Source organism: Stenotrophomonas genospecies 5 (assembly GCF_054473825.1).
In genome coordinates this window covers 1,131,093-1,157,193 of the sequence record NZ_JBTMUW010000001.1, presented here as the reverse complement: position 1 = coordinate 1,157,193, position 26,101 = coordinate 1,131,093, and the positions used below count along the sequence as shown (strand labels likewise).

Genomic DNA, 26,101 nt, shown 5'->3' with positions numbered 1-26,101 from the left:
AAGCGTGTACTTCAGCGTAGAACCGGGGTTTCGAAGCCCGGCCACCCGTTTTCGGTGGCGGGCCAAGAATTACTCCCGGTCATGCGGGAAGCCAAGGGCTTGGGGCTGATGCCGACAACGCCCTCGACGCTTTCGGCATTGTTGCATAGCTGGCCGGGGCAGGGAGGCGCCCATCGTGCAAGGGTTTGGCCTGATTTCAGGCGTGGGCTGTCGTGGTGGTGATGGCTCGAGTCCCGGAGCCTGGAATTCAGGGCAATCACGACACGCGGCAGAAGGGATCTGAAGGTGCTGGGCACTCAGATCACCGTATCGCTAAACGCCGCCTGTTCTTTCAGCCATGCGATCACCGTCGATGCGCCGCTGCGCACATCGCGGTGCAGTGGAAGCGCAATCCAGTAGGCCGGGCCGAGCGCTACAGCGGCATCTTTGAATGGCCTTACCAGCGCGCCCGAGGCGATGTCATCGAATGCAAAGCGATGGCGCGCCAGCGCGACGCCCTGGCCCTGCACAGCAGCCCGAAGCACGAGGTCTGACGATGAGAAGCGCGGGCCGGCAGTCACATCCATCGAGGCCGGACCGTACAGCTGCCGCCATGCCTCCCACGATGCATGTGGATCACGATCATGCACCAGCCGCGTCCCGAGCAGGTCGGCCGGCTGCGCCGGTTGGCCGGAAGCTTCGAACAGCGCCGGGCTCATGACCGGATACAGGACTTCGTCCATCAGCGGCTCGCACCTGGCATCGGGCCAGGGCCCACGGCCCATGCGTATGGCCAGGTCGATGTCGCCGGTCTGCAGGTTGTCGATCTTCTGGTCTACAACCACCGACACCTCAAGATGAGGATGCGCCTGCTCGAGTCGCGGAAGGCGCGGAAGCAGCCAGCGTGCCGCAAATGAAGGTGTGGTCGATACGGTCACCGATCGCCCGGAGCGTGCTTCCTGCACTGCGGTGATTGCGCGCTCGATATCGCGGAAGCTCGACAGCGTGGCTCGGCCCAATGCCTCGCCTTGCGGTGTAAATGTGATTCCTCGCCGGCCTGCAGCGTCGCCGACCAGCCGTACACCCAGCCAGAGCTCCAGCTCCGCGAGATGGCGGCTCACCGACGAGTGGACGATGCCGAGCTCGCGCGCGGCCGAGCGAATCCCGCCGTGGGCATACACGGTGGCGAACGCCCGAAGTCCGTTGAGGGGCATCTTCATGGTGGACTCAATAATAGACCAGAAGCGGCGTTCCTTGGACCAGCTTGCCATCACACGATGTTGCATCGAGTCCAGATCGGAGAGGATGAACATGGGAATGCTGGTCGATGGCCGCTGGGTCGATGCCGATTCGACAATGATGGATGGTCGCTTTGTGAGACCGGAAAGCATGTTCCGGCAGGGTCTGGATGGCATTGCGGGCCGACTGCGTGCACAACCGGGTCGCTACTGGCTCATTGCGTCGTCCAGTTGTCCGTGGTCGCATCGCACCCTGCTGCTGCGTGCCCTCAAGCGCCTGGAGCATGCAGTGCCGGTGCAGATCGCGGGTGGTGAGCGAAGGCAGGGCTACGCGGTGGCCGGCGGTGCCTCCTGGGTCGTCCCGGGATGCGGCTCGCGGGTCCGGCACCTGCACGAGATTTACCGTCTGTCGGCACCCCGTTACACCGGCCGGGCAACAGTGCCGGTGCTGTGGGACAGTCAGGCCTGCAGGATCGTCAGCAATGAGTCGTCGCACATCATGCGCGCGTTCGATGCGGCCGATGCGAACGTCGCGGGTGCGTTCACGCTCGTCCCGCCCGCCTTCCGCGGCCGGATCGATGCCCTCAACGCCGCGCTCCAGGCCGGGCTGTTCAATGCCGTCTATCGCGCCGGTTTCGCGCAACGGCAGGACGCCTACGAAGAAGCTGTCGAGAGTGTGTTCGCCATGCTGGATCAGTTGGAGCGGCGTCTTGCGAATGCACGCTATCTGTTTGGCCTGATCATCACCGAGACGGACTGGCGCCTGTTCCCGACTTTGGTCCGGTTCGACGCCGTCTATCACGGCCACTTCAAATGTTCACGTCGGCGACTGATCGACTACCCGCACTTGTGGGCCTACGCGCGAGACCTGTACTCCTGGCGCGGTGTCGCGGCTACGGTCGATCTCGACGTGATCCGCAACGGGTATTACTGGCACGATCGAAGCGTCAACCCGTTCGGCATCATTGCCGCCGCACCCGATTCGGACTGGTCGGCTGCGCACGGTCGCGAGCGCTTCGGGCCGGCGCGGGTGACGCTTGCCTCCGGGCAGGCGATTGAGGTCGATCCCATGACGCTTCAGCGCGGAAAGGTGGTGCGATGAGCGCTCTCCTGATCGGCGCAGGTGTCATCGCCGTTGCCACCATCACGCCAGGTCCCAACAACCTGCTGGTCATGCGCATCGCCGCGCGATCCGGATTCGTGAGCGCGCTGCCAGCGGTCGCCGCCATCGTTGCCGGGGGATTGGGCATGTGGGCGATGGTGGCGGCCGGAGCAAGCACCGCATTCCAAACCGTGCCGCACCTGTACGCCCTTATGACTCTAGCTGGCGGGGCGTACCTGTGCTGGATGGGCGCCCGCCTGGTCCTGGAAACACTCCGGCCACCTGAGAAGCGCGTGCCCACGCCGACCAGTGTCCGGCAAGGCAGCGTGGTGGCGCTGTTCTGCTTTCAGTTCGTCAATCCAAAAAGCTGGGTGCTGGTGCTGACGGTGACTGCCGTCGTCGGCAATGGCGCCGAGCCCCTGCGGACCTCCCTTGTGCTGGCGGCAGCGTTTACGGTGATCTCCGCACTTTGTCTCGCTCTCTGGTGCGCGATGGGCGTTTCAATGATGCGCCATCTGGACACAACCGCGGCACGCAACTGGATTGACAGGGTGATGGGCGCGCTTCTGTTCGCATCAGCGCTGTTGCTCGTGCTCGCTCCGGCCGACATGTCGAACGCATGATCCCAATCATGATCGGCAGGGTGCTGGTTCCAGCTCTGAGAATGGCGAAGCCTGGCAGCTCCGGAGGGTTCAGACCTGCCCGTTTGAATTTAGAAAACGGTCGGTCTAAAATGTGCGGCATGACTCCTGCTGTCACTACGACTACGCGCCGCCGGGGGCGCCCGCCGAGGGCGGATCGCGGCTTTGATGACACCCGGCGCGAGCTGGTGCGCACTGGGATCGCGTTGTTGACGGAGCGAAGCTTCTCTGCAACGGGCATCGACGCAATCGTCAGGCAGCTGGGTGTCCCCAAGGGGTCGTTCTACCACTACTTCGACAGCAAAGAGGCCTACGGCTTGGCTGTGCTCGAGGCCTACGACGAGTATTTCTGCCGCAAGCTCGACCGGCATCTGCTGGACGAAGAACGCGATCCGCTTGAGCGGATCCTGGGATTTGTCGCCGACGCCTGCAGTGGCCTGGAACGATTCGACTTCCGGCGAGGCTGCCTGGTCGGCAACCTTGGCCAGGAGATCTCGACATTGCCGCAGGCCTACCGTGCCCGATTGATCGAGGTGTTCAACGGATGGGAATCCCGGCTGGCCGCGTGCCTTGAACTGGCCCGGGGGCGCGCTGAGCTCTCGTCCGACGCGCGCTGCTCCGAGATCGCCACCGCCTTCTGGATCGGATGGGAGGGAGCTGTCCAACGAGCACGTCTTGAGCGCAGCGCTGCGCCGCTCACGATCTTCGCCAATGCGTTCCTGGCGGGCTTGCCCCGCTGAGTCCATGTTCCTTTGCCGGCTTGTAGCCGATCAGTCTAAATCGTGCAGCAACCTTGCCGCTGCCCCAGGAGGAAGGCCATGTTCAACGCCGTATACATAGACAAGACGGGAAACGAATTGCAGGTCGACGTCAGGCAGGTGCCTGAATCGGCCCTGCCGGAGGGCGACGTCACCGTCCAGGTTTCGCACAGCACACTGAACTACAAGGACGCGATGGCAATCACCGGCCAGGGCGGTGCGGTGGTGCGGTCCTTTCCGATGGTGCCCGGCATCGACCTGGCTGGCACTGTGCTCGAGTCGGCGGACCGGCGCTATCAACCGGGCGACCAGGTGGTTCTCAATGGCTGGGGCGTGGGTGAGCGGCACTGGGGAGGGCTTTCTCAGCTGGCACGCGTCAACGCCGACTGGCTGATCCCGCTTCCAAAGGGCATGCAACCCGAGCAGGCCATGGCTATCGGAACGGCCGGCTATACCGCCATGCTGAGTCTGATCGCGCTGGAGCGCCATGGCCTTTCTCCGGATGCCGGTGAAGTGCTGGTTACCGGAGCGAGCGGAGGCGTAGGCAGCTTCGCTGTGACATTGCTGGCCGATCGTGGCTACAACGTCGTGGCGTCCACCGGACGGCTGGACGAGACCGACTACCTGAAGTCCCTGGGTGCCAGCGAGGTTATTGATCGCAATGTGCTGTCCCAGCCAGGCAAGCCACTTCAGCGGGAGCGGTGGAGTGCCGCCATTGACTCGGTGGGCAGCCACACACTTGCAAATGTGTGTGCCGCCATCAAGGAAGATGGCGCCGTGGCCGCGTGCGGGCTGGCTCAGGGCATGGACTTTCCTGCCACGGTGGCGCCCTTCATCCTGCGCGGCGTGAGCCTGCTGGGAATCAACAGCGTCACGCGGCCCACCGCAGAGCGGCTCGTGGCGTGGGAACGGCTTGTCAAGGACCTGGATCTGGCCAAGCTCGACGCCATCTCCCAGCACATCGGCCTGGGAGAGGTTGTAGCCACTGCCGAAGCCCTGATGGCAGGACGCATCCGCGGACGCGTCGTGGTCAACGTCAATCGTTGACGTGAGGATCGTTGCCGCTGCCTGATGAGGGCGTGGCGCCGCTGGCCGGGGGCTCTGTCATTTCCTGAAGGCGCGGGCCTGCACCGCGCCGACCATCGACCAACGCCTTCTTCACTGCCCGCGACATTACACTTGCGCGCTTTCACATGCGGAACAGGGAGGCAAGTAGCCCCATCGTGAGAGCCATTTCCTCTATTGCCGCTGCCGTGCTCGTCAGCGCTTCGCTGACAGCGGAGGCATCGGAACGCGATCGAAACGGCGGCGCTTACTTCGAGCCGGGCGGCGCGGTAAGGTTCAACTACGGCTGGCTCGACTACGGCGCAACCAGCCGCCTCCAGCTTGAACTGCTGCGTGCAGACCTCGACGCTGGGACCGGGCCGTTTTCCTTCTCTGCCCAATACCGCTGGTACGATGGTTTCGACGCTGTGCATCACGCCTACGCGGGCTGGCAGTTCTCCGATGCTACCCAGCTGAAGGCAGGTATCCAGCAAGTCCCGTTCGGGCTGCTCCCTACCGTTTCGCAGAGTTTCTGGTTCGGCTCCGGCTACTACCTGGGCATCGAGGATGATTACGATCCGGGCCTTGTAGTGATTCACCGCAGCGGCAGCACAACCTGGCATCTCGGCTGGTTCTCCGGAGACGAATACGGATCGGGTGCTCGCTACGATCGCTACTCCTTCGATGTCGCCCAGACCGAGGCGTTGCCGTATCGCGAGCGGCAACGGCTGCATGCACGCGTGGAGAATGCGCGCGACTGGGCTGGCGGGGACCTGCTGCTGGGCGCATCCGCGTTCGCCGGCAAAGTGCAGAACACACAGACACGACGCCATTACGGTCACCAGGGTGCAGCTCTGCATGCACAGTGGACGCGCGATGGCTGGACCGCGCAGTTGCAGTGGGCGCGGTACCGGTATGACGTGCCCGGAGATCGCATCGCAATTTCGGCGTTCCAATCCCCCTTCCAGGTAGCAGCGCAGGCGGATGTGCCAAGCGCCAACATCGCCTATTCGTTCGGCCGGAAGGGCTGGCTGGATGACATCACCTGCTATAACAACCTCAGCATGACCCGCCCGGTCGGGCACCGCGCGGGCCTACGCAACTCGTGGCAGAACGTGACCGGTTGCAGCCTGCAGAAGGGCGTCATGCTCACCTATGTCGATTGGATCGCCGGACGCAACATGTGGTTTGCCGGCGGCGACGGCATCGGCATCAGCGAGGGAGGCCCTTCGCGCTGGCATTCTCGGCTGAATCTGAACCTCGGTTTCTACTTCTGATCGGCCTCGCGCGCTCAGCAGGACCTTCCATTGAAGAACTCGGAGGCATGCTGTCAGGAGCGCTGAGGCGCCGCAGGTACAGCGCCCAACGAAGGCGGCTCAGGGCGTCTCGTTTGATTGAGACAGCAGATTCCTCGCCACTTCTATTGCCTTCTCGCGTGAGGTGACAATGTGGAGAGGGTAGCCCCAGAACTTGGAAAAGGGTACCGAGAACGTCTTGTAGGCGACGCGCTTGGCCGGATTGGGCTCGACCAGGACCATCGCCAGAACCAGCCTGCGAAGCTCGGCCTTGTGCTGCTTCATCCACAGCGCCATGCGTTTCTTCTCCGCTGGCGAGTGGTCATGCTCCTCCGATGGCGCCGTATCAGTGAGAAGTACGAAGGGCTCCCCCCGGCGCAGATTTTCCTCGAATGCGTCGAAGTCATCCTGATGTTCGTGTTCGGGGCCTTGCGCGAGGTCCATCCAGACCAGGGGAAAATCACTGCTGTTCATCGACATGGGCGGCTTCCTTGAGTTTGATGTGTCGCCAGGTGGTCGCTGCAGCGAACAGGCCCGGCAGCGTGATGAAGAAGATTGCGGAAAAGGTGACGTGCCAACCGTCCCTGAAACCGTCGAAGACGCCGCCGAGCGTATTCAGCAGCACAAGTGCGCTCCCCAGTATCAGCGCCATCCAACGGGATCTTCGGGTATTTGACAGTGCGAGAAGCACTGTCACTATCCAGCACCCGTAATAGGCGGGAAATGCCCAGAGCGCGTCGTGATCAAACGTGATTGCCGGTGCCGCTCCATTGGCCCTGGCGAAGTCGTTGACGTAGAAGAACAGCTGGAAGGTGACGAAGAGAATGGCGCCAGCGGCAGTCGTCAGCCACAGCAATGCAACTCTGTCTGGAACACTTCCGGGCCGGGGTGGGGCGGTGGGCGAGGAGGGTTGGGTGGGCATGGCGGATTGTTCTCTGATGAGCCTCTATGGATCTTGTCGGGTACAGTGATGAATCAGTATCTGTAGTCCAGCGTCACCATCACATTGCGCGGCGCGCCATAGCCGACGGTGTCGAAATCTCCCTTCTGAAGCGCGTACTTCCTGTCCAGGACGTTGTTGACGTTGATAGCCACACTGGATTTGTCCGTGATGGAGTAGCGACCCATTACCGAGAGAAGTGCATAGGATCCCTGTTCTCCACCCAGGGAACTGGTTCCTGTGTTGGGCGCGTTGTAGAAGCGGCTTTGCCATTTGAAGCCGCCGCCCAGCGTCAAGCGGTCCCATTGGCCCGGCAACCGATAGGTCGTGAAAAGCTGCGCTGTGGTGCGGGGCAACTGCGTGTTCAAGCGCTCGTGGGCACCGTCCTTCGCAGTGAAGTGCGCGACACCCGCGTAGACGTTCCATCCACGGGACAGCTCTCCCTGAAGATCCAGCTCGATACCGCGAGACCTGGTCCCGTCGGCGCCGCGGTAAGCCTGCGCTCCGCTGGGTGTGTAGGTGCCGGCGACCGATTGCGCGGCGTTGTCCAGTTCGGTGTGGAAGAGGGCAATCGATGCAGTCAAGCGCCCGTCAAGAAGCCCTGCCTTCAGCCCGATTTCGCTTGTTCTGCCTTTTGAAGGGGTCAGCACGTTACCGTTGCTGTCCCGATACTCTGTCTGGGGGTTGAACACTCCTGTGTGGCTGGCGTAGACCGAGTACGTCGCGTTGATGTCGTAGATCAGGCCGGCGTACGGGGTGAACTCGCCACTTTTTCTGTAGTGCACCGGTGCTCCACCGGCCGCATCGTCGATTTCATAGGTACTGATGCGCCCCCCGACGATCAGCTTCAGTGGTCCAGCCAGCGAGAGTCGTGCCGCGCTGTAGACGCCACCTTGCTTGATTCGGGTTCGCGTCGGCGTTGTGGACATCGCATCGAAGTCAGGCCTGCGGAATGAGGGGCTCAACTCATACACGTTCACCGGCCAGATGCCTGCATAGAAGGGGGCGACGTCCTCCTGATATGCGTTGCGCCGCGAGCGGGTGGCGCCGACGACCAGATCGTGCTGTCGGCCAAACAGCTGGAAGGGGCCACCGGCCATGACGTCGAACGTGTTCTGGCGACTGCGCCCCTCGGACGCCAGCGCTACCGGATAGGCCCCGTTGGGGAACACGCCCAGGCCTGTGGCACGATCAGGTCGGCCGATCAGGCCAAGGAGCTCGGCGGCATGCTCGGTCCGATATTGATTCGCGGTGGCCTGGAACTTCCAGCCGTTTCCGAAGAGATGCTCGATTTCGGCGAAGGCCGTCTTGAGGGTGTTGTCCCAGTAGCTCCAGTCCTGCGCGTAGTTCCTGGAGCGCGCATACTCCGCTTGCGTACCATCGCTGAACCAAAGTGGCAGGCCTCCCCAGGTCGATCCCTTCGGCGTGATGTCCTGGTATTCGTACCCCAGGCGGAAGGTCGTGTCGGCGGTCAGATCGGCCTCGATGACGCCGTACAGTGACTTCCTCTGCGGCCTGTAGCCATCAAGGTAGCTATGTCCGTCCTGGTATGTCCCCACCAGTCGCGACCGGATCCGACCGTCGGCGGTCAGCGGTGTGGAGATGTCGCCGACGCTCCGATAGGTCTCCCAGCTGCCGGCCCCCAGCGAAGCGCTCGCCGAGAAATCACGTGTCGGTCGTTTGCGCACAAGATTGATCGCGGCTGAAGGGTTGCCGGTACCTGTCAGCAGGCCCGATGCACCACGCACGACTTCCACGCGGTCGTAGAAGGCTGTATCAAGAGTGCCGATGCCACTTCCATTGACGGTGCTGCCGACCACCGTGGGTATGCCGTTGTACTGGATGTTATTGATCAGGAAGCCGCGCGCATAGAAGCTGGTGCGCTCACTGTCCGACTGGTACGTGGCGATTCCAGAAGTGCTCTCCAGTGCTGCCTGCACCGAGTCCAGGTGCTGGTCATCCATGCGCTGACGCGTCAGTACAGTCAGTGCCTGCGGCGTCTGCTGGAGCGACAGCGGCATGCGCGTGGCGGCAGAGGACTCCCGCGTCGTATAGGATCCTGTGCCCTCTGTGGCCGCCTTGTCCTTGTGAGCCAGCACTGTAACCGTGGGTAACGCGGTCTCTTCCGGCGCTGTCCATTCGTCCGCGCGATCCGACGGAACGGATTCGCCTGCAAATGCGGTCGGCGCGCCCAGCAGGGCCCATGCAACTGCCACGGCCAGGCCAGCGTATCGGGCGTCCATCGGGCGCCCGCGCCTGTACTCCAGATCAGAATTCCCATCCGCACCGGCAAGCACGTTGATCGGGTAATGGGGAGCATCGGCGCTCTGCTGGCCAGTCATAAATAATAGTCATTCGCGTTTGGGCGGCACATTTAACAACGAAATCCAGTGGAACACTGGCGAACCCAGGCCAGACTATTGTTCAGTCAGGCCAGGTCGGCAGCGGCAGGCGGCACGCGGCACGCGGCACGCGGCAGGCGAGAGTCGGCTACAACGAAGGAGCGGGGTCGTACCGGGCCAGAGGTGGAGCAGGCCGGGGGCTTGAACGGGAGTTGGCCAGTCCGTTCAGCCCGGCAGATGGCCGGGCAAGGTGATTGTGGGCGGCGCGATCTGCGGCGCCAGCATGGAACGTTCTGAAAGGTAGCGCCCAGGTGGCTTTCCCATCGCCTTGCGAAACATGGTTACAAAGCCGCTTGCACTGCCGTACCCCAGATCCAGTGCGATCGTTTGAACGCTTTCACCTTGGGCCAGACGTTGGAGCGCGAGGATGACGTGCAGCTGCCGGCGCCAACGACCAAAGCCCATACCGATCTCGTCCTGCAGGAGGCGGCTCATGCTGCGCTCGCTCATGCCGACGCGGCTCGCCCATACGCCCTTTGGCGTCTTGTCGGTCGGGTCGACCAGCAGGCACTCGGCCAAGCGACGGAGTCTTGCATCGCGCGGCATCGGCAGATGCAGATCTTCAACCGGGGCCTCTGCCAGCTGGTCGAGCAATGTGGCAATGAGGCGCTCCTCCTTGCCTCCAGCTGCATACCGCTCAGGAAAATCAGCCGCCTTCAACAGCAGTTCGCGCAGCAATGGCGAAACCGCAACGGTACAGCAGAACGTTGGGAGGTCCGGTGCGGCCTCCGGCTCGACAAACAGGCAGTAGCATTCTGTGTGTCCCGCTCCCCTTGCCGAGTGGGGAAGGTCGCCCGGTATCCAGACTGCGCACTGCGGAGGAACGATCCAGACGCCATCTTCCACCTCGCAGGTCAAGACGCCGCGAACCGAATAGATCAGCTGTGCCTTGCGGTGCTGGTGGCGCTCATTTTCCCAGTCCCGCGCCACCGAAGCGGCAGTAACGGCTACAACTGCCTGGTGAAGGCTGTCGACGCTCGCGTGCGCTGCGAAATCAGTGGTGGATACTCTAGACATGATGGAGGGGTCGATAGGCGGACGGCGATCTGCCGCCCGATTAGGGATTGCGGCCATTCACTTGTCAATGAAGCAGGCGCATCCTCGCGGCTGCGCGCTCATCGCCCGTTTGCCCGCTTTGGACGCCCCCTTCTGAACGGAGCCGGCTTGCGATGGCGGTTTCATGGGATGATGCATCACTGTGCCCGCCTGCCAACATATGCATACGCTGACTGATCCCCACCTGCTCAATGACGTCGCTGAGATCGGTCGTATCGAGGCAGTGCCGCGCATCCTCGAAACCGTAGCCCATATCACGGGCTCGAGATTCACGGCGATTGCCAGGGTTACAGAGACGACCTGGACGGCCTGCGCCACCCTGGACACGCTCGGGTTCGGGCTTGTTCCAGGCGGGCAGCTGGTCCTGGAAACCACCATCTGTGACGAGATCAGGCAGTCATCAACCTCCGTGGTTTTCGCACGCGCCAGCACCCACCCGCTGTACTCCAAGCACCACACGCCTCGGATCTACGGGCTTGAGAGTTACGCGTCGGTTCCGATTCATCGGCCGGACGGCAGTTTCTTCGGCACCCTGTGCGCCATTGATTCTTCGCCGGGCAACTTCGATGAAGCCCATGTCCGACGGTCCATGGAGCTGCTTGCCGAGCTCGTCGGCAACTATCTGGACAAGGAGGACCGCCTACAGGAAGCGGAGACGGCGCTTTCGGACGCGCGGCGGGATTCCGACTTGCGCGATCAGTTCATCGCGGTACTGGGCCATGATCTTCGCAGCCCCCTCCAGGCAATCAGCGTAGCGGCAGATGCACTTGAGGATGAGGCGCCGTCCGCGCGTCAGCAGCAGATGCTTGCGCACATCGCATCTGGCGTGACCCGGATGGATGGGCTCATAAACGATGTACTTGATTTTGCCAGGGGCCGATTGGGTGGAGGCATCCCGATCTCGCTCCGGGAAAGCGATACGCTGCAAGCTGACCTTGAACGAGTTGCAGCGGAAGTGGCGATCGCCACCGGTCGCGAGGACATCGATGTGCAGATGCGGATCGAGGGCAGCGTGGTCTGCGATCCCGGCAGGCTGTCGCAGCTGCTGGCCAACCTGCTGACGAACGCAGTGCAGCATGGCGAGCGGTCGCTTCCTGTCACGCTGAGGGTGCACGCTGCATCCAATCGCCTCACGCTGGATGTGCACAACGCAGGCTGCATTGCGCCCGACAGGCTCAGCACCATTTTCAACCCGTTCTCGCGTGAGAAGGGCGAGCTTCCCAGGCCAGGTCTTGGTCTGGGCATCTACATCGCATCGGAGATTGCCAAGTCTCATGGCGGGATACTCGATGTGGTGTCAAGTGAAAGTGCCGGAACCGTGTTCACGTTCCGGATGCCAAGCGCGGATGTTGCCTGAGCGCCGGGGCTGGCCCTGCTTGATGCCACGGCATGCACTATCCAGGAGGTAGGCCGCGGTGGACTTTCGCTCAAGCAAGCTGTGGTAGCTCACGTCGTAGCACTTCGTGCGCTGCGCGGGGGCGAAGGCAGACCGTCAGGCACCTGTTGGCCGGACAATGCTCTGCCAACGGAAGCTCTCGCGCATCCAGCGTGGATCGTGCCTCCTTGCTGGGTTGGTCGGGAAGTCCCTTCTCGAACGCTTGATTGTAGATCTGTGTACCGTGGGCAATACTGAGATTGCCCCTGAGCGAGAGGACAGATCGTTGAGCGCCTCCATGCTTCCAAGAATCATAGGTTTCGACGTGCCACGGCTACAGGAGCATGTCGACTCATCTACCGACGAGGCCATCATTGCATTGCTGGATCTTGCCCCCGGTGCTCGCTGGATTGAACTGTTCCTGATGAAGTGTGAGGCGCTGGCGACTCAGCTTTCGCTTGCGCAAGTCCGGGTTGAAGGCTCGAAGATCTACTTCTACGGTTCGATCAGCGACTCTCGGGCGCTTGCAGATGCTGTCATGTCCATCGTCCACGTGCTGAATGATCAGCTGATGCGGGAAGGGAATGATGCAGCTGGGCAGGAGGGGCGTTGCTAAGGGCAGGAGAGTCGTGACCAGCATAGGGTCGCGATCTCCGCTGCGCCGGGGTGCCCGCGGAGACTGGATCGAGCCGCAAGCCTGACTTGGAGGGCGCCCAGCCATGCCTCGCGCATTCCGTGCGGATCTCTGATGTAGATGTCACACGCGAGCCGGATGACGGGGTCAACTTCATGGCGAAAGCTGACAGCAGGCAGGGCGCCAGAGTTGAATGCCAACCCCCAATGGGTAAGCTCACGCTCGACGTCAACGAAATCCTTGTTCCTCGTGCGTTCCATGGTTTGCTCCTGTTGGACATGCACTGTACACCCTTCAGGACAGCGGCCTGTTCATGGCGCTTGTTCATACTCGATCCAATCGGGCACGGCTGCGTAACGCGCTGAAGCCCACTGTGGGGTCGCAGCAGATGGCTGCATCGGAGCAAGACATGAACAACACTTCCCAGAACCAGAATGATGGCCGCAACTCGAGTGTCGAGAAGAAGCCCGGCCAGCAGGGCCACGCGGACGGCAAGGATCTCGGCGGTGAGGATCTGGCCGGACAGCAAGGGCAGCAACAGCAGCAGCCAAGCGAAACAGAGACTGGACAGCCAAGCCCTGGCCAGAACCCAAAGGCGGGTGTTGATCGCGACAGTCAGCGTTGATGCCCCAGAGGTGGCCGCGCCCAGCGCGGCTGCTTCGGCATCGACAGGAAGGCTGGAATGTCGTCTCACAATCAGGCTGTGACCTTGATGTCTCAGATCATGTACCAATCGCGCCCGGTCAGCACGACGACGATGGCTCAGTGCCGGGCTTGCCATGGCGAGAGTCCTGGTGGAATGGAGTGTGCGCGGTGTTTGACTGAAGAGTTGGGAAGAGTGATTGCCAATCGAGGCGCTGCTCTTTGCTGGCTTGAGTCGTTCCTGAAAGTTCAGCGAGACGAGGCACGCGTGTTCATCTGTGCAAAGAGAGTCGATGCGTCAGCCTTGGAGTAGTCGCATTCGGACCTGACATTGCGCAAGCGTATGCTCGATAAATCCAGGAGCAACGCTATGAACTTCCCGATATGCATCTACGACCGAACGGGTACGGGGCTCGGCCTTCCTGCCGGGTGGTGGATTGACCTTCAGTCCGATCTCCCCGCTCTGGTGAGAGGTGGTGAGCGCATAGATCTGCCACGCTCATCGAGAGATGACCGCCCTCGCCTGGATCCTGAAGTTCTCAGCGATCTGTCGAGGCGGATCCGGGGCTCGCAATGGCTAGAGTAGATCGAGCCCAACCGCCAGGCGTGCGCTGGTTGTTCTTCCGTCTTCGGAACGGACAGTCGATCAGCCCCGCCAGGCTGATGTCTGTCTGGTGCGAAGCCAGTGAATCGACTGAGTGCGCAGTACGCCGCGAGATCATTGACGGTGCTGGCTACGTGTATGCCCTTTACGCGCCCAATGGGCTGCGCTCACCTCGTCGCGTGGAACTGCGCATGAGGGCGCTTCTGGAAGAGGCGGGATTCGCCTTTACGATGGGAAGTTTGGCCGGGAGACATCCAGCCGACGGCTGAGGCGCGCCGTTTCCGGGACTGGAGGATCAATCTCCCGGTGGGTTCGCCGCCGCTCTGAGATCATGGCGTAGGGCCAGCCCAGCCGGCCGAAAGACTTTGCGTACGCTGGACGCGGCGCGGTGCCGATGCCTCCGGGCCCAAACGTGGTCATGCGCAATGACGGAACATCCGGCGAAATCAGGCAGCAGCTGAATCCATGCCTCGGGTATCTGCCCGCGCGCGATCGGCAGCAACAGCCTTGCGCCCTACACGCGATCACTTTCAGGCAGCCGCGACAGACCTCAGTGGAGCCTTCGCGGCGGCGGAGGCAATCCAGCCCTTCGGGCATGTCCATCACTCGCTTCTAGTCCTCGATATCGAATGGATCATCTGCTTGGAGCGCGCCAAGAGTTGTTGACGACGGCACTGCTCGAGCCAGTGGTGCCAGATCTCCATTTCGTCCATCAGACCTGTGGCCCCGCATGCAGGGCAGGTGAGGGTGGTTCCCTTCTGATCTGTTTCAAAGCCTGCGCCCCTGGTCATTGACGACCTCAGCCCACAGCTTCTACAGGTTGAACGCACCTGATCCAGTCGGATGATTGCGCCATCGAGTGCAAGCTGGGGCAGGATCGAATGGACCCTGAAGGTGTTGGGAGGGTGCATGGTCGTGCCATTTGGGGGGCTGGACACGGGAGCAAAGGATTGTGCACCGGAGAAGAGCCGCGAGATTGCAGTGTCCGCTCTTTGATGTGAGATCCCCTTCACGTCAATCGTCTCCGGCTGGCGGTCGAGGTGGATAGCCAGGAAGGATGCCCGAACGGGGCACATCCCCTGGGGGCAAAGCCGTTGCCAGCCCACGGCAGCAATGTGGTGCTGGCCCCTGACGGTGCCACCCAGTTCTTGCTTCGCATCTGCGAAGTGCCGCTGCAGGTCAGTTTCCGCGCACGCGATAGAGCAGCTGTCTGCCGAAATGGGCCTGACGGTGGAGTTTCCGAGTGATCGTGTTCGTTGCAGAGATCTGGCGGAAAGCTGAGGCACTGATTCATCGAACCGTAGCTCTACCGCGGCGCCACGATCTCTGGCCAAACTAGAGCCTTCCCGGTTCAAGCCGGCAGCTGAAGACATTTCCTTCACTGCAAGGACGAATACTGAAACTTCCGCCCTACGCATGGCAGATGCAGTCCATTCCGCATCTCGACTATCCACAGCAGGTTGGCGCGTTAAGACTCGGATGCATCAGATCCGAGCGTCGAGGCGACTCCACGTTCTAATCCTTGTTTGAGCTCAACCCAGCTGCGGCGGGTGTTGACGGGCATGAACGAACCTCCAATTGCGATTCAGTATCGCCTCGTGGCTTCCGCTGATGGGGCAGATCAGTGCCGCAGATCAGTGTCTGTGGCGCACGCTTGCCAGACACGGCATTGAAGATGACCGGCCAGTACGCTCGGCCGTTGATGCCGGCATGCCTTCGACCGGTTTCACAAATCTGTACCCCGCAGACGGGCATAGTGCCCTCTGAGTAGTGTGAGCGCGTCCATCCAGCCACGGGGTTTCCCCGAACGCCAGGAGGTCACTGTGCCAAGTTGGGATGAAGGAATGAAGTTGACGCGTCGCCAGGTGATCGCCGGCGGCGCCACGACCGTGGCGATGTCCGCCGCACCAGGGGCGTCATCGCTCGCCGCCGAACTGGCGGCATCCCCGCCGCCCAGGCCGCCGGTCATCAGCACGGTGGCCTTGACCGTCAACGGCGCGCGCCGGGAGCTTGAGCTCGACACGCGGACCACGCTGCTCGATGCCCTGCGCGAACATCTGGAGCTGACCGGGACCAAAAAGGGCTGCGACCACGGTCAATGCGGTGCCTGTACCGTGCTGGTCAACGGTGAGCGCATCAATGCCTGCCTCAGCCTGGCGGTGCAGCACCAGGGCGATGCCATCACCACCATCGAAGGCCTCGGAACCCCCGATGACCTGCATCCGATGCAGGCCGCCTTCATCAAGCATGACGGTTACCAGTGCGGGTATTGCACGCCGGGGCAGATCTGTTCGGCGGTAGCGGTACTGGACGAGATCAAGCGGGGTGTCCCCAGCCATGTGCAGGCGGACGTCAGCGCACTGCCCCAGGCCACCAGCATGGAAATGCGCGAACGCATGAGTGGCAACCTCTGCCGATGCGGCGCCTATTCCAACATTGCCGAGGCAATGCAAGAGGTCGCTGGCGTGACCTCTGCAGGGAGGCGCTCATGAGGGCCTTCAGTTACGAACGCGCGAAATCCCCGGCCGAGGCCGCCAAAGCCGTGGCCGGTACCGAGGGCGCGAAGTTCCTGGCCGGAGGGACCAACCTGCTCGACCTGATGAAGCTGGAGGTCGAGACGCCAACGCACCTGGTCGACGTGCAGGACATCGGCCTGGACAGGATCGAACCCACCGACGAGGGCGGCCTGCGCATCGGCACGCTGGTCACCAATACCGCACTGGCCTCGCATGAACGCGTGCGCCGCGACTACGCGGTGCTGACCCGCGCGATCGTGGCAGGCGCCTCCGGGCAGCTGCGCAACAAAGCCACCACCGGCGGAAATCTGCTGCAGCGCACGCGCTGCCCGTACTTCTACGACCCCCATCTTCCCTGCAACAAGCGCCTGCCCGGATCAGGCTGCGGCGCGCTCGAAGGGTTCTCCCGGCAGATGGGCGTGATCGGCACCTCGGACAGCTGCATCGCGACCTATCCGGGCGACATGGCGGTGGCCCTGCGGGTGCTGGACGCCTCGATCCAGACCGTCAGGGGTGACGGTAGTACGCGCAGCATCCCGATCGCCGATTTCCATCGTTCCCCCGGCGACAGGCCGCAGCAGGACAACGTGCTGCAGCGCGGTGAGCTGATCACCCACGTCACGCTGCCGGAACCCCTGGGCGGTCGGCACGTGTACCACAAGGTACGTGACCGCGCGTCCTATGCGTTCGCACTGGTGTCGGTCGCGGCGGTCGTGCAGCAAGACGGCTCGGCGCGGTTCGCCTTCGGTGGAGTTGCGCCGAAGCCGTGGCGCATCGAGGCAGCCGAACCCCTGCTGCGCGACGGCGTAAAGGCCGCAGCCCGGCAGGTGTTCGCCGGCGCCCGTCCGACGCGGGAGAACGCGTTCAAGATCGCTCTCGCCGAGCGCACCCTCGCAGCTGTGCTGGTGGAAGGAGAGCACTGATGCCCCTTGAATTCAACGCCCCCGCCGGTGACAACCTGTTCGACAAAGCGAAGGTCGTCGGCAAGTCGACGCCGCGCATCGACGGCCCACGCAAGACCACCGGCACCGCCCCCTATGCGTATGAGCGCCATGACGTGGCACCGAACCAGGCCTACGGCTATATCGTCGGCGCGGGCATCGGGAAGGGGCGCATCATTTCGATGGATGCCTCCCGCGCACGCGCCGCCCCGGGCGTGCTGGCGGTCATCACCGCACCGGAGACCAAGCCGGTCGGCAAATCGAACTGGAACAATGCGCCGCTGTTCGGCGGCCCCGACGTGGCCCACTACCACCAGGCCATCGCCTGCGTGGTGGCAGAGACCTTCGAGCAGGCCCGCGCCGCCGCGGCATTGATCCGCACCCGCTATGAGCGCGGCAAGGGCCGTTTTGATTTTCCCGCACTGGCGCCGTCCGCGCCGCTGGCAAAGGGGCGCGATGGCAAGCCCGACCGGCAGGCGCTGGGCGATTTCGACACCGCCTACGCGAGCGCCGCGGTCAAACTCGACGAGACCTACCACACCTCCGACGAAAGTCATTCGATGATGGAGCCGCACGCCACCATCGCCGCCTGGGAGGGCGACACGCTCACGCTGTGGACGGCGAACCAGATGATCGACTGGGCCAGGCAGGGCATGGCGGCGATCCTCGGCATCGATCCTGCCAAGGTGCGCGTGGACTCGCCCTATATCGGCGGCGGCTTCGGCGGCAAGCTGTTCATCCGTGCCGACGCGGTGCTGGCCGCGTTGGCGGCCAAGCAGGTCGGGCGACCGGTGAAGATCGCGCTGCAACGGCCTTTGATGGCCAACAACACCACCCACCGGCACGCAACCATTCAACGCGTCCGGATCGGTTGCGCGAAAGACGGCAGGATCTCCGCCATCGCCCATGAGAACTGGTCGGGCAACATCAACGGCGAGGACGGCGAGAACGGCACCCTGCAGACGCCCAAGCTCTATGCGGGCGCCAACCGCCTGGTGGCCAACTACATCGCCACGCTCGATATGCCCGAAGGCAATGCAATGCGCGCGCCGGGCGAAGCGCCAGGCCACATGGCGCTGGAAGTGGCGATGGACGAGATGGCCGAGAAGCTGGGCCTCGACCCGATCGCGTTCCGCATCCTCAACGAGCCGGAGGTCGTACCCGGCGACCCGTCCAAGAAGTTCTCCGACCGCAACCTGGTGCGCTGCCTGCGCGAAGGCGCCAAGCGCTTCAACTGGAACAAGCGCAATGCCAGGCCGGCGCAGGTAAGGGAAGGGCACTGGCTGGTCGGCATGGGCGTGTCCGCGGGGTATCGCGGCGCACCGACGATGAAGTCGGCGGCGCGGGTGCGGCTCGACGGCCAAGGCGGCGTGATCGTGGAAACCGACATGACCGACATCGGCACGGGCTCCTACACGATCATCGCGCAGACGGCAGCCGAGACCATGGGCGTGCCGCTGGACCGGGTCCAGGTGACCCTCGGCGACTCTCGTCATCCCGCCTCCGCCGGTTCCGGCGGCCAGTGGGGCGCGGCAAGCTCCACCGCAGGCGTGTACGCGGCGTGCGTCAGCCTGCGCCGCAAGGTGGGCGAGAAAATGGGCTTCAACGGCGACACCGCAAACTTCGCCGATGGCCGCATCCAGGCGGATGGGCGGACCATCAAGCTGGCGGAGGCGGGGACACTGTCGGCGGAGGACGGCATTGCCTTCGGCGACTTCAAACAAGGCTACGACGTCGGCACCTACGCAGGGCATTTCTGCGAGGTCGCCGTGCATGCCTACACTGGAGAGACGCGCATTCGCCGCATGCTTGCCGTATGCGATGGCGGCCGGATCCTCAATCCGCTGTCCGCACGCAGCCAGGTCATCGGCGGGATGGTGATGGGCGCGGGTGCGACCCTCATGGAGGAACTGGTGGTCGACAAGCGGCTTGGCTTGTTCATCAACCACGACCTGGCCGGCTACGAGGTTCCCGTGCACGCCGATATTCCGTACCAGGAAGTGGTCTTCCTCGATACGCTGGACCCGGTGATCTCGCCGATGAAGGCCAAGGGCGTGGGTGAACTGGGCATCTGTGGGGTCGGCGCCGCGATCGCCAATGCGGTCTACAACGCAACCGGTGTGCGCGTACGCAGCTATCCCATCACCCTGGACAAGCTGTTGCCCGGCTTGCCCGACGTAGGCTGACGTTGCGCATGGACCGATCCGTAGCCTCACCCGCGCCGGAAGCTTCAGCGGCAGGTGGAGGGCAGCCCGGCGATCTTGCCGAGGACCTGTCCGCAGCGCCGGGTTTCCTCACCGAAGGCAGCCCGCGCGGCGTACTCGAGACGGCCTTGACGCGTGTGCGCGCGGGGGAGCACGCCGTGCTCGCGCTGGTGCTGGAAACCGATGGCTCCACCTACGCCGGTGCCGGCGACATGGTGCTGTTCTGCAACGGCAGCCAGGTCGGCTGGCTCAGCGGCGGATGCCTGGAGCCAGAGCTCGCGCGACGCGCGGAGCAGGTGAGCGCGGCAGGGCAGGTCGACTGGATCGAGATCGACACCCGCAGTGACGACGACCTGCTGAGTGGGTCCGCGCTCGGCTGCCGCGGCCGGCTTCGGATTGCGCTTCTGCCATTGCGTGCCATGGCCGGCATCGACGTTGTCATCGAGGCATGGCTGCGCGAGGGTGTGCCACTACAGCGCGAGCTTCGCGCATCGGGGCAGATCGTTTTCCGCGCGGGCCGTCGCGAGCGGACGTGGCAGCTGCATCCGATGGATGGTACGCAGCCTTTTGGTGAGGGTGCGTGGCGTTTGACGCTGCCCCGGCTTCCGCGGGCCCTGATCCTGGGTGGCGGTCCCGAAACGCCCTTCCTGGTTCCGTTGCTGCGTGGCCTGGGGTGGCAGATCAGCGTGGCCGAACGGCGAGCGCGCTGGGCCTCAGCGGGGCAGGGCGCGGATGCACAGTTGCAGACCAGCCCGGCCGAGGCCCTCCATGGCGACCCGTGCGACGCGGTACTGGTGATGCATCACGATTTCGAACTTGACCGGGAGGCGCTGGTGGCCCTGGCGGATACCAAAGTCGCGTTCATTGGACTGCTGGGTCCGCAGCGAAGGCGCGAGGACTTATTCAAACTGCTGACTCCGGATCAGCGCCACCGCCTGTCCCCGAGACTTCGATCACCGGTTGGCCTGAAAATCGGCGGCCGAGGGCCAGAGGCGATTTCGCTCAGCATCGCCGCGCAGCTGCAGCAATGGCGAAGCGCGCACGGCAGGTGACCGACCCGCATGCGGTCGTCGTGCTTGCTGCCGGCGGGAGCACCCGACTTGGCCAGCCCAAGCAGCTTCTAACCCGGCAGGGTGAGACCCTGGTACATCGCGTGGTCCGATTGGCGCTGGAGCTCGCGCCGGCGCAGGTGCTGGTCGTGGTAGGCGCGAACGCACAGGCAGTGACATCCAGCATTTCCGGGCTGGATGCCACCCCGGTAACCAACCACCACTGGGAACGCGGCCTGGCGAGCAGCCTGCAGGTTGCCGGCGGTCACCTGCTGCCCACGGTGAGCGCGGTGATGGTCGTGGCATGCGACCAGCCCGCAATCGAGCACGCCCATCTGCGGGCGCTGCTTTCGGGTGCCCGCACCGCGGCGTCAGCGTGCGCGGGCACCCGTCACGGAAGTGCGCTTGGCGTTCCCGCGGTAGTACCGCGCGCCTGGTTCACCCCTGTGGGTGCAGCCGGTGACCGCGGCTTCGGAGCGCGCCTGCGGCAACTTCCTGCCGATATGGTGCATGTCCTACAGGCACCGGAACTGGGCCTGGATGTCGACACGGCAGAAGATCTTGCGCGTGCGCGCGATGCGGGCTGGATCGATACTGAGTGAGTCGCGCGCTCACCCGCCGGGCGCCAGTGAATGGCGTGCACCGCGAAACAAATGGCCGCCAGTACGTGGGCCCGATTCCGATATAGGTCGTGCGTGCCGCCTCATCCTTGTGAGTGGGTGAGGGGCGGGGCGCTAATGAGGCGGCACCAAACGGCCGTGATCCGTCACGTTAATCGAATTAAAGCCTTTGGGGCGATGCGTCGCATGTTGCTATATGACAGGTTTGCATCGATGGAGGAGGACGCGTGGGGTGTAGCCGATGCAATCGCGACAAGGAAGATTTATCGAGGATAGACGAAGCGATGCTACTTCTATCCGCGGCGGTCCCCGTCTGTCCAACTAAACGAAAATACGCGCACTACCAAGAGCTCATGCGACAACCTTTCTGGGCGCTGGCTCTAACGACGGACAGCTTGGTGGATGGGAACCGCTTTTCTAGAATAGAATCTGCAACTGCAGCAGACACACTGATTGTTCAGTCAATGCATGCTGCCGCTCTTGCCAGAGCGCCTACGACTCAACTTAACCTAGGCTCAAGCCGAATGATCACTCTAAGTTTCGATAGAGGTCTAATTCGCCTTAGTTCTTGGGATGAGCTCTATGAGACACCTGGCTATGTCAAAGTGCTTGACGCTAAGTCAGTCCAGCTTAGGGAGATCATTGGCGTCTACTCATTTCAAACGAGAGAAGCGTGTGGTCTCAAGAGCTGCAAACAGCCCCACGGCAATGGATACGTAGTAACTACTACTAGTGGAATCGTCACAAACATTGGAAGCATTTGCGGTAAGCGGGCGTTCTCAATTACGTTTACAAACTTGCGAAGAGCGTTCGACAGAGACCTCAAGGCCAAGGAGAGAAGGGAAAGGCTGGAGGCACTTCAAAGTAGGCTGCCGGCGGTCCTGGAGCAGTTTCGCTCTATGCGGGACCACGCGAAACCACTTTACAGAGCTACTATGGGTCTGAGGGGGTCAGGTGTTCCGCGGCAGATAGCCGACGCGGTACGGAATATGATGCGTGTCGGAGACGGTGCGATAACCAAGAATAGAAAGGCGACCCCTCAAGAGCGAGAATTTGCCATTGAGTCGGGGCTGGCTAGGCGGGACATGCCGTACTATGTCAGTGAGATTGTTGGACGCATCAGTAGCGTGAGTGCACTAAACGAGGCGGAGGCGCTTAGGGGACTGCTCAACGAGCTCGACCCGACGCTCAACAGACTGGCAGAGTGCGATCTAAGCACAATTTCAGACAAAGAAGCTCGCCATCTTGATAAAGCGACCAGCGGCATCGACTCTAGGCTTGATCAAATCGGCCGCACGATTACGTCGCTGCGTGCATTTGCCACCCAGGACAACATTGGCCAACTTGCAACGATCTTAGACTCACCGACTGATAGGAGGCTCTTCGATGGGTTCTTGCATTCATTGCCTGCGCCCGGACTAGTTCGGTAAAGGCGCCTGCCTAATGACCCTCGGCTGAAGCGAAACGATCGCAAGCGACAAGCTCCTAGAATGGTATGTCGAACGTTCCGACCTCTATCCCACCCTTGTACCGAGCTCTTTTTTCAAAGATGCTTGCAAACTCCCTTCGAAGCTCGGCGTCACTGTTCAGCTTATCCGCATCACTCTCAGAAAAATCCATCGACACCTCGATTCCCCGCTTGTTAGTGCTAAGGATGACTTCCCCACTTGGCATGGGAATTCTCAGCCTCGAAGCCGCCTTGCTCAGATAGTGCCTGAGCATATAGCCAATTTCTTCTTTGAAGTAACTGCGCACTTCAGATGAAGTCGCAATGGCCGCAAAGCTCTTGCCGACCTCATCTGAGAAGAACTTAACATTATGCGAATGAAGCAAGTCGATATCGCCAATCCATTGCTTCAGTGCGGAAGATTGCACGAAATGCACGGACGCAGCCGTGTCTTTCCTTCTCACCATATATCGAACGAAGCAAGTGATGCGATCGACCTCGCGCACCTGCTTCCTGTCTTCATTGAATTGAACTTCCACCATTTGAGCATCAAAGACTGCATGCAGTGAGTAGCTGTAGATCCTCTTCCTTCGCGCCATATCGCCCCCGGCCCGCTTTCCGAGTTCGTGATCGAGAGCCTTGATTAGGCTAGTAAAAGAGTCGTAGTAAGGCTTGTCATTGTTAGCCTGCCCCTCATTGCCCACCATCTGAAATGCAAAAACGTCCCGAGCCGCCACTAGCATCGCCCTAACTGCGGGGCTCATCGATGAAAAATAGCGATCTTTCCAGTTCGCGCTGGAGAGATGGGCCTTCATCGGCTGCAGTCTCGTGGCCTGTGGCGCAGGCTCCCAGTCAGCATTTGGGTCCTTGGCTGGGCGCTTGCGCGAAAGAAAGGCTGCGGCATCCTTTGCGATTTTCTTGCAGCTGATCAGAGCGCAAGTGAGTACGTGTACATCGTCCATTTTTGTTGTCTTGTAGGCGATAACATCGAGCTCTCGAGCCTGATTGCTTGCGTCATCAATGTAATAGCTTCCATTGATAGTCTTCCAGCCCGCCTTCTGTAGCGCTGTCACCACCTCGTGCTCAAGAACAAACCCAGTTTTCGCAACCGCTTCGAGGACTTTCGCATTAGTTGGCACGAGTAAATCCTTATAATTTGGCGTGGGCAGACATCATTGCTCGGCTGGGTTACCGGCGCAGTTCAATTGTCCGACCAAGCGGCAAGTCGGGGAAAGATCTTTGTTTGATCGGGTCAGCGGACGGTGACTGCACGACCTCAGTCCACGCATGACCGTTAGGATGTCATGCAACTGGCTGACGGGCTGATCGTCTTCCCCAAACTGCCGTGCGGGGTAGCGGTAGTGGGATGACGGCGGATCCATGTATACGGCGAGAAGTCGCCACTGTTGGCGGAGCTTCGTTGCCACTGTCGGCAGCGAGCTCTCATAGGCAGGATCGACGACCCTAGATACTTCCTCGGCCGTCAGCCAATGCTCCGCCAACCTCGCGCGCCTTTGTGCAGCGGAGACCAAGATTGGATGGAGGCTTTCGGAGCGGGAACTCACCATCTCGCACCTGCGCTCGCAGGTATTCGAGGGTCGAGCGAGGCCAGGCAGGTCATAGGGCAAGCATACCGGGATCGATAGAGGCTGCTATCAAAGGTGATTGGTCGTTTGCAGCGCGCAGACACGCGAACTCCGGTTTGCCACAAAGCGAGCGAGTACCTCGGCCTTCCATTTCGGGCAACTTGTAGTCAGTTTGTGCTTCCAGAGGGCATCTTTTCGGTCGCCCGTCGGGTCAGGGGCGATTGTTGGTCAGAAAAAGGGCGTCTGTTGGCTTGAAGGAGGGAACTTCATTGTCGTCATACGGCTGTCTGCCGCACCGAAAACGCCCGGCCTCTAACGCATTGATTTTAGAAGATATGGATGGGGTGAGCTTAGCCTCTTCCTGGCAGCTTCCGTCCACCAAAGATGCCCGATATTTCCGGAAGTCCACCAAAGATGCCCGATATTCCCGGAAGTTCACCAAAGACGCCCGGCATTTCCAGAAGTACATAAATAACGCCCAACAGTTCCGGAAGCCCATAAAACACGCCCACGACTGCCGGGGGTTCATTAGAATTGCCAATTAGCCCACGCGGCGGCAAAGCCTCCCCTTGTGTTGCGTACTCGCATGAAGGCTACTGCCGTTCGCAGTCCGGCACGAGACAGTGCCGTTGCCCCAATGATGGCAAAAATTGCTAAGAACTGCCTGCCTTAGGATTTCTGCTGGATTCTAGCTGTTTTTCGAGGTGTCACCCAGGCGACCCGGACTTCTCTCAAGGAACGGGCGGAACCCTGAAGCTCGATGACCGGATACCCACCTGAAGGCAGTACATCCTTCGGATTCAGCTTGAACACCCTTGCAAGCGTCAACGCCAAGCCTTCCTCATAAGCGGTTGCCAGAACCCACACAAGCGCGTCGACCAAGGCGGATCTTCCCTTAATGCTGTCCAATACCGAAGCGACGATTACGGAAGGGGACCTATCCGGCTTGTCGTTCGCGATACCAAAGGCCGCAGCGGCCAGCTCCAGCGCTGTGCCGCACGCTAACGTTACCATCGGGTCGACAACCGAGAGATTGAGCCAAGTCGCGCCGCTGGCAGAAACACCATAGGGAGCTAGGAACGACTCGTGCCGCTCTACCTCAGTGGGTCCTTGGGTGTCGTAGTGCGTTGAGCGGAAGCTCAGGACAGATAGGCCTTCAAGTCCGACCCTGGCGCATGCCGCTGCAGTGGCCCGCGTCAAAGCATCGTAGGCCATCAATGGGAGCGGAGCGCACATGAGGCCCGAGTTGCCGCCAATCATTGCCCAGCCCCAGAACGCCCCTGGCTCCGGATCGTCAGCGGATGGCTGGAAAGCCTCATACCTTACGTGAGCATTGCCATCGTCCTGGTGGACGGGCGGCATAGGAGTCGTTCTATCAATCAGGCGCGCCAGAGCTGAAGGCCAGCTTTGCGCATCACTGGGGAAGTGAATCACTCGGCCTGCCCGCTGGCGTGATGCCCAATGAAGGTAGTCATCCACCCACTGCGACACTTCACGAGCGGGAAATTGCCTGACGTCCAGTAGCGCTGTGTGGGCGTCGATTGGCTGAAATCCACAAGTACAAGTCCCGAGACCACCGGAGTGGTCAAAACTGGTGCCCAGCGTCCTTCCGCATGCCTCGCAGTGGCTGATGAGCTTCTCGCCATGCCAAGGGCACGCAGAGATGGAAGGAAGGAGAAATAGTGAACAATGGTAGCCGTGAAGTGCGCATGCGGGGCACCGCATATATGGAAGCTCACTACCCGCGAGAAGTCGAAGTGATTGAACTGGAAGCCACGCGGCCGGATTCCATAGATTCTTCGTTGTGACGTCACGGACTTCGATGGCTGACGCAAAAGTATCCTGCACCCGGCCCGGCAGAAGCAAAGGGCGGAGCATGGAGCGCCCAGTCTTACGCCTCACCCCCATGATCATGAGTTGCTCACTTGTTGGCATGCCCAGTGCAACGATCCGCTGCAGCACGCCGTAGCCCGATATGTATGGATAGAACTCATGCTCTGCGCCGACAATCCGAGGCGTAGAAGGATT

General features: G+C 61.9%; 22 protein-coding genes. 15 read left to right on the top strand and 7 right to left on the bottom strand.

Features of this window, described 5'->3' with window-relative positions; all coding sequences use genetic code 11:
* Window positions 1-296: 296 nt before the first annotated feature.
* Window positions 297-1,292: a LysR substrate-binding domain-containing protein gene (locus ACX9OW_RS05375; protein ID WP_231107777.1), complete on the bottom strand. Its 996-nt coding sequence runs from the start codon at window positions 1,290-1,292 to the stop codon at window positions 297-299.
* Between ACX9OW_RS05375 and ACX9OW_RS05370 the strand changes: the two genes are divergently transcribed.
* The 5 genes from ACX9OW_RS05370 (at window position 1,291) to ACX9OW_RS05350 (ending at window position 6,039) form a co-directional block, all read left to right on the top strand.
* On the top strand, window positions 1,291-2,319 hold the full coding sequence (locus tag ACX9OW_RS05370) for a glutathione S-transferase family protein (RefSeq protein ID WP_459062012.1): 1,029 nt from the start codon (window positions 1,291-1,293) through the stop codon (window positions 2,317-2,319). The two genes, ACX9OW_RS05375 and ACX9OW_RS05370, sit on opposite strands and share 2 nt — an antisense overlap.
* Window positions 2,316-2,942 (top strand): LysE family translocator, encoded by a 627-nt coding sequence (locus ACX9OW_RS05365; RefSeq protein ID WP_459062011.1) that lies wholly within the window; start codon window positions 2,316-2,318, stop codon window positions 2,940-2,942. Before ACX9OW_RS05370 ends, ACX9OW_RS05365 begins: the two co-directional genes overlap by 4 nt.
* Window positions 2,939-3,700: an acrylate utilization transcriptional regulator AcuR gene (gene acuR, locus ACX9OW_RS05360; RefSeq protein WP_459062010.1), complete on the top strand. Its 762-nt coding sequence runs from the start codon at window positions 2,939-2,941 to the stop codon at window positions 3,698-3,700. Before ACX9OW_RS05365 ends, acuR begins: the two co-directional genes overlap by 4 nt.
* A 78-nt stretch (window positions 3,701-3,778) precedes the next feature.
* Complete coding sequence (acuI, locus tag ACX9OW_RS05355; RefSeq protein ID WP_459062009.1) at window positions 3,779-4,765, top strand: acrylyl-CoA reductase (NADPH); 987 nt, start codon at window positions 3,779-3,781, stop codon at window positions 4,763-4,765.
* A 176-nt stretch (window positions 4,766-4,941) separates the two neighbouring features.
* Window positions 4,942-6,039: a hypothetical protein gene (locus tag ACX9OW_RS05350; RefSeq protein ID WP_459062008.1), complete on the top strand. Its 1,098-nt coding sequence runs from the start codon at window positions 4,942-4,944 to the stop codon at window positions 6,037-6,039.
* 99 nt (window positions 6,040-6,138) lie between these two features.
* Here the strand turns inward: ACX9OW_RS05350 and ACX9OW_RS05345 are convergent, their stop codons facing one another.
* The 4 genes from ACX9OW_RS05345 to ACX9OW_RS05330 all read right to left on the bottom strand — a co-directional run bounded on the left by ACX9OW_RS05345 (window position 6,139) and on the right by ACX9OW_RS05330 (window position 10,416).
* A complete protein-coding gene (locus tag ACX9OW_RS05345) occupies window positions 6,139-6,537 on the bottom strand; it encodes a hypothetical protein (protein ID WP_065182258.1) in 399 nt (132 codons plus the stop codon).
* Complete coding sequence (locus ACX9OW_RS05340; protein WP_229765771.1) at window positions 6,518-6,913, bottom strand: hypothetical protein; 396 nt, start codon at window positions 6,911-6,913, stop codon at window positions 6,518-6,520. Before ACX9OW_RS05340 ends, ACX9OW_RS05345 begins: the two co-directional genes overlap by 20 nt.
* A 119-nt stretch (window positions 6,914-7,032) precedes the next feature.
* On the bottom strand, window positions 7,033-9,339 hold the full coding sequence (locus ACX9OW_RS05335) for a TonB-dependent siderophore receptor (protein WP_459062007.1): 2,307 nt from the start codon (window positions 9,337-9,339) through the stop codon (window positions 7,033-7,035).
* Between the two features lie 225 nt (window positions 9,340-9,564).
* The gene (locus ACX9OW_RS05330) at window positions 9,565-10,416 is read right to left on the bottom strand and encodes an AraC family transcriptional regulator (RefSeq protein ID WP_253118485.1); all 852 of its coding nucleotides are present in this window, start codon (window positions 10,414-10,416) and stop codon (window positions 9,565-9,567) included.
* Between the two features lie 199 nt (window positions 10,417-10,615).
* Between ACX9OW_RS05330 and ACX9OW_RS05325 the strand changes: the two genes are divergently transcribed.
* The 10 genes from ACX9OW_RS05325 to ACX9OW_RS05280 all read left to right on the top strand — a co-directional run bounded on the left by ACX9OW_RS05325 (window position 10,616) and on the right by ACX9OW_RS05280 (window position 22,470).
* The gene (locus ACX9OW_RS05325; RefSeq protein ID WP_253118484.1) at window positions 10,616-11,812 is read left to right on the top strand and encodes a GAF domain-containing sensor histidine kinase; all 1,197 of its coding nucleotides are present in this window, start codon (window positions 10,616-10,618) and stop codon (window positions 11,810-11,812) included.
* A gap of 304 nt (window positions 11,813-12,116) precedes the next feature.
* On the top strand, window positions 12,117-12,446 hold the full coding sequence (locus ACX9OW_RS05320) for a hypothetical protein (RefSeq protein ID WP_253118483.1): 330 nt from the start codon (window positions 12,117-12,119) through the stop codon (window positions 12,444-12,446).
* Window positions 12,447-12,873: 427 nt separating this feature from the next.
* On the top strand, window positions 12,874-13,089 hold the full coding sequence (locus ACX9OW_RS05315) for a hypothetical protein (RefSeq protein ID WP_193395781.1): 216 nt from the start codon (window positions 12,874-12,876) through the stop codon (window positions 13,087-13,089).
* A 590-nt stretch (window positions 13,090-13,679) separates the two neighbouring features.
* On the top strand, window positions 13,680-13,979 hold the full coding sequence (locus ACX9OW_RS05310) for a hypothetical protein (RefSeq protein WP_227255271.1): 300 nt from the start codon (window positions 13,680-13,682) through the stop codon (window positions 13,977-13,979).
* Between the two features lie 1,575 nt (window positions 13,980-15,554).
* Window positions 15,555-16,202: an aldehyde dehydrogenase iron-sulfur subunit PaoA gene (gene paoA, locus ACX9OW_RS05305; RefSeq protein ID WP_065182255.1), complete on the top strand. Its 648-nt coding sequence runs from the start codon at window positions 15,555-15,557 to the stop codon at window positions 16,200-16,202.
* Window positions 16,199-17,149, top strand: coding sequence for an FAD binding domain-containing protein (locus tag ACX9OW_RS05300; RefSeq protein WP_053515781.1), 951 nt, complete (start codon window positions 16,199-16,201; stop codon window positions 17,147-17,149). The genes paoA and ACX9OW_RS05300 overlap by 4 nt, the downstream gene beginning before the upstream one ends.
* Entirely contained in the window at window positions 17,149-19,353 is a 2,205-nt protein-coding gene (paoC, locus tag ACX9OW_RS05295; protein ID WP_459062006.1) for an aldehyde oxidoreductase molybdenum-binding subunit PaoC, read from the top strand. Before ACX9OW_RS05300 ends, paoC begins: the two co-directional genes overlap by 1 nt.
* 8 nt (window positions 19,354-19,361) lie before the next feature.
* Window positions 19,362-20,423: an XdhC family protein gene (locus ACX9OW_RS05290; RefSeq protein ID WP_459062005.1), complete on the top strand. Its 1,062-nt coding sequence runs from the start codon at window positions 19,362-19,364 to the stop codon at window positions 20,421-20,423.
* The gene (locus ACX9OW_RS05285) at window positions 20,399-21,022 is read left to right on the top strand and encodes a nucleotidyltransferase family protein (protein WP_459062004.1); all 624 of its coding nucleotides are present in this window, start codon (window positions 20,399-20,401) and stop codon (window positions 21,020-21,022) included. Before ACX9OW_RS05290 ends, ACX9OW_RS05285 begins: the two co-directional genes overlap by 25 nt.
* A 623-nt stretch (window positions 21,023-21,645) precedes the next feature.
* Window positions 21,646-22,470 (top strand): hypothetical protein, encoded by an 825-nt coding sequence (locus ACX9OW_RS05280; protein WP_459062003.1) that lies wholly within the window; start codon window positions 21,646-21,648, stop codon window positions 22,468-22,470.
* A gap of 55 nt (window positions 22,471-22,525) precedes the next feature.
* Here the strand turns inward: ACX9OW_RS05280 and ACX9OW_RS05275 are convergent, their stop codons facing one another.
* A complete protein-coding gene (locus ACX9OW_RS05275; protein ID WP_263174217.1) occupies window positions 22,526-23,626 on the bottom strand; it encodes a hypothetical protein in 1,101 nt (366 codons plus the stop codon).
* A gap of 1,116 nt (window positions 23,627-24,742) precedes the next feature.
* The gene (locus ACX9OW_RS05270; protein ID WP_126412179.1) at window positions 24,743-25,288 is read right to left on the bottom strand and encodes a hypothetical protein; all 546 of its coding nucleotides are present in this window, start codon (window positions 25,286-25,288) and stop codon (window positions 24,743-24,745) included.
* Between the last annotated feature and the right edge of the window lie 813 nt (window positions 25,289-26,101).

What these genes read in the sequence shown, in the direction of transcription:
- ACX9OW_RS05370 (WP_459062012.1), top strand. Translation starts at nt 1,291, where the DNA reads ATGGGAATGCTGGTCGATGGCCGCTGGGTCGATGCCGATTCGACAATG.
- ACX9OW_RS05375 (WP_231107777.1), bottom strand. Translation starts at nt 1,292, where the DNA reads ATGTTCATCCTCTCCGATCTGGACTCGATGCAACATCGTGTGATGGCA.
- ACX9OW_RS05365 (WP_459062011.1), top strand. Translation starts at nt 2,316, where the DNA reads ATGAGCGCTCTCCTGATCGGCGCAGGTGTCATCGCCGTTGCCACCATC.
- acuR (WP_459062010.1), top strand. Translation starts at nt 2,939, where the DNA reads ATGATCCCAATCATGATCGGCAGGGTGCTGGTTCCAGCTCTGAGAATG.
- acuI (WP_459062009.1), top strand. Translation starts at nt 3,779, where the DNA reads ATGTTCAACGCCGTATACATAGACAAGACGGGAAACGAATTGCAGGTC.
- ACX9OW_RS05345 (WP_065182258.1), bottom strand. Translation starts at nt 6,537, where the DNA reads ATGTCGATGAACAGCAGTGATTTTCCCCTGGTCTGGATGGACCTCGCG.
- ACX9OW_RS05335 (WP_459062007.1), bottom strand. Translation starts at nt 9,339, where the DNA reads ATGACTGGCCAGCAGAGCGCCGATGCTCCCCATTACCCGATCAACGTG.
- ACX9OW_RS05330 (WP_253118485.1), bottom strand. Translation starts at nt 10,416, where the DNA reads ATGTCTAGAGTATCCACCACTGATTTCGCAGCGCACGCGAGCGTCGAC.
- ACX9OW_RS05325 (WP_253118484.1), top strand. Translation starts at nt 10,616, where the DNA reads ATGCATACGCTGACTGATCCCCACCTGCTCAATGACGTCGCTGAGATC.
- ACX9OW_RS05315 (WP_193395781.1), top strand. Translation starts at nt 12,874, where the DNA reads ATGAACAACACTTCCCAGAACCAGAATGATGGCCGCAACTCGAGTGTC.
- ACX9OW_RS05310 (WP_227255271.1), top strand. Translation starts at nt 13,680, where the DNA reads ATGGCTAGAGTAGATCGAGCCCAACCGCCAGGCGTGCGCTGGTTGTTC.
- paoA (WP_065182255.1), top strand. Translation starts at nt 15,555, where the DNA reads ATGAAGTTGACGCGTCGCCAGGTGATCGCCGGCGGCGCCACGACCGTG.
- ACX9OW_RS05300 (WP_053515781.1), top strand. Translation starts at nt 16,199, where the DNA reads ATGAGGGCCTTCAGTTACGAACGCGCGAAATCCCCGGCCGAGGCCGCC.
- paoC (WP_459062006.1), top strand. Translation starts at nt 17,149, where the DNA reads ATGCCCCTTGAATTCAACGCCCCCGCCGGTGACAACCTGTTCGACAAA.
- ACX9OW_RS05290 (WP_459062005.1), top strand. Translation starts at nt 19,362, where the DNA reads ATGGACCGATCCGTAGCCTCACCCGCGCCGGAAGCTTCAGCGGCAGGT.
- ACX9OW_RS05285 (WP_459062004.1), top strand. Translation starts at nt 20,399, where the DNA reads ATGGCGAAGCGCGCACGGCAGGTGACCGACCCGCATGCGGTCGTCGTG.
- ACX9OW_RS05270 (WP_126412179.1), bottom strand. Translation starts at nt 25,288, where the DNA reads ATGGCCTACGATGCTTTGACGCGGGCCACTGCAGCGGCATGCGCCAGG.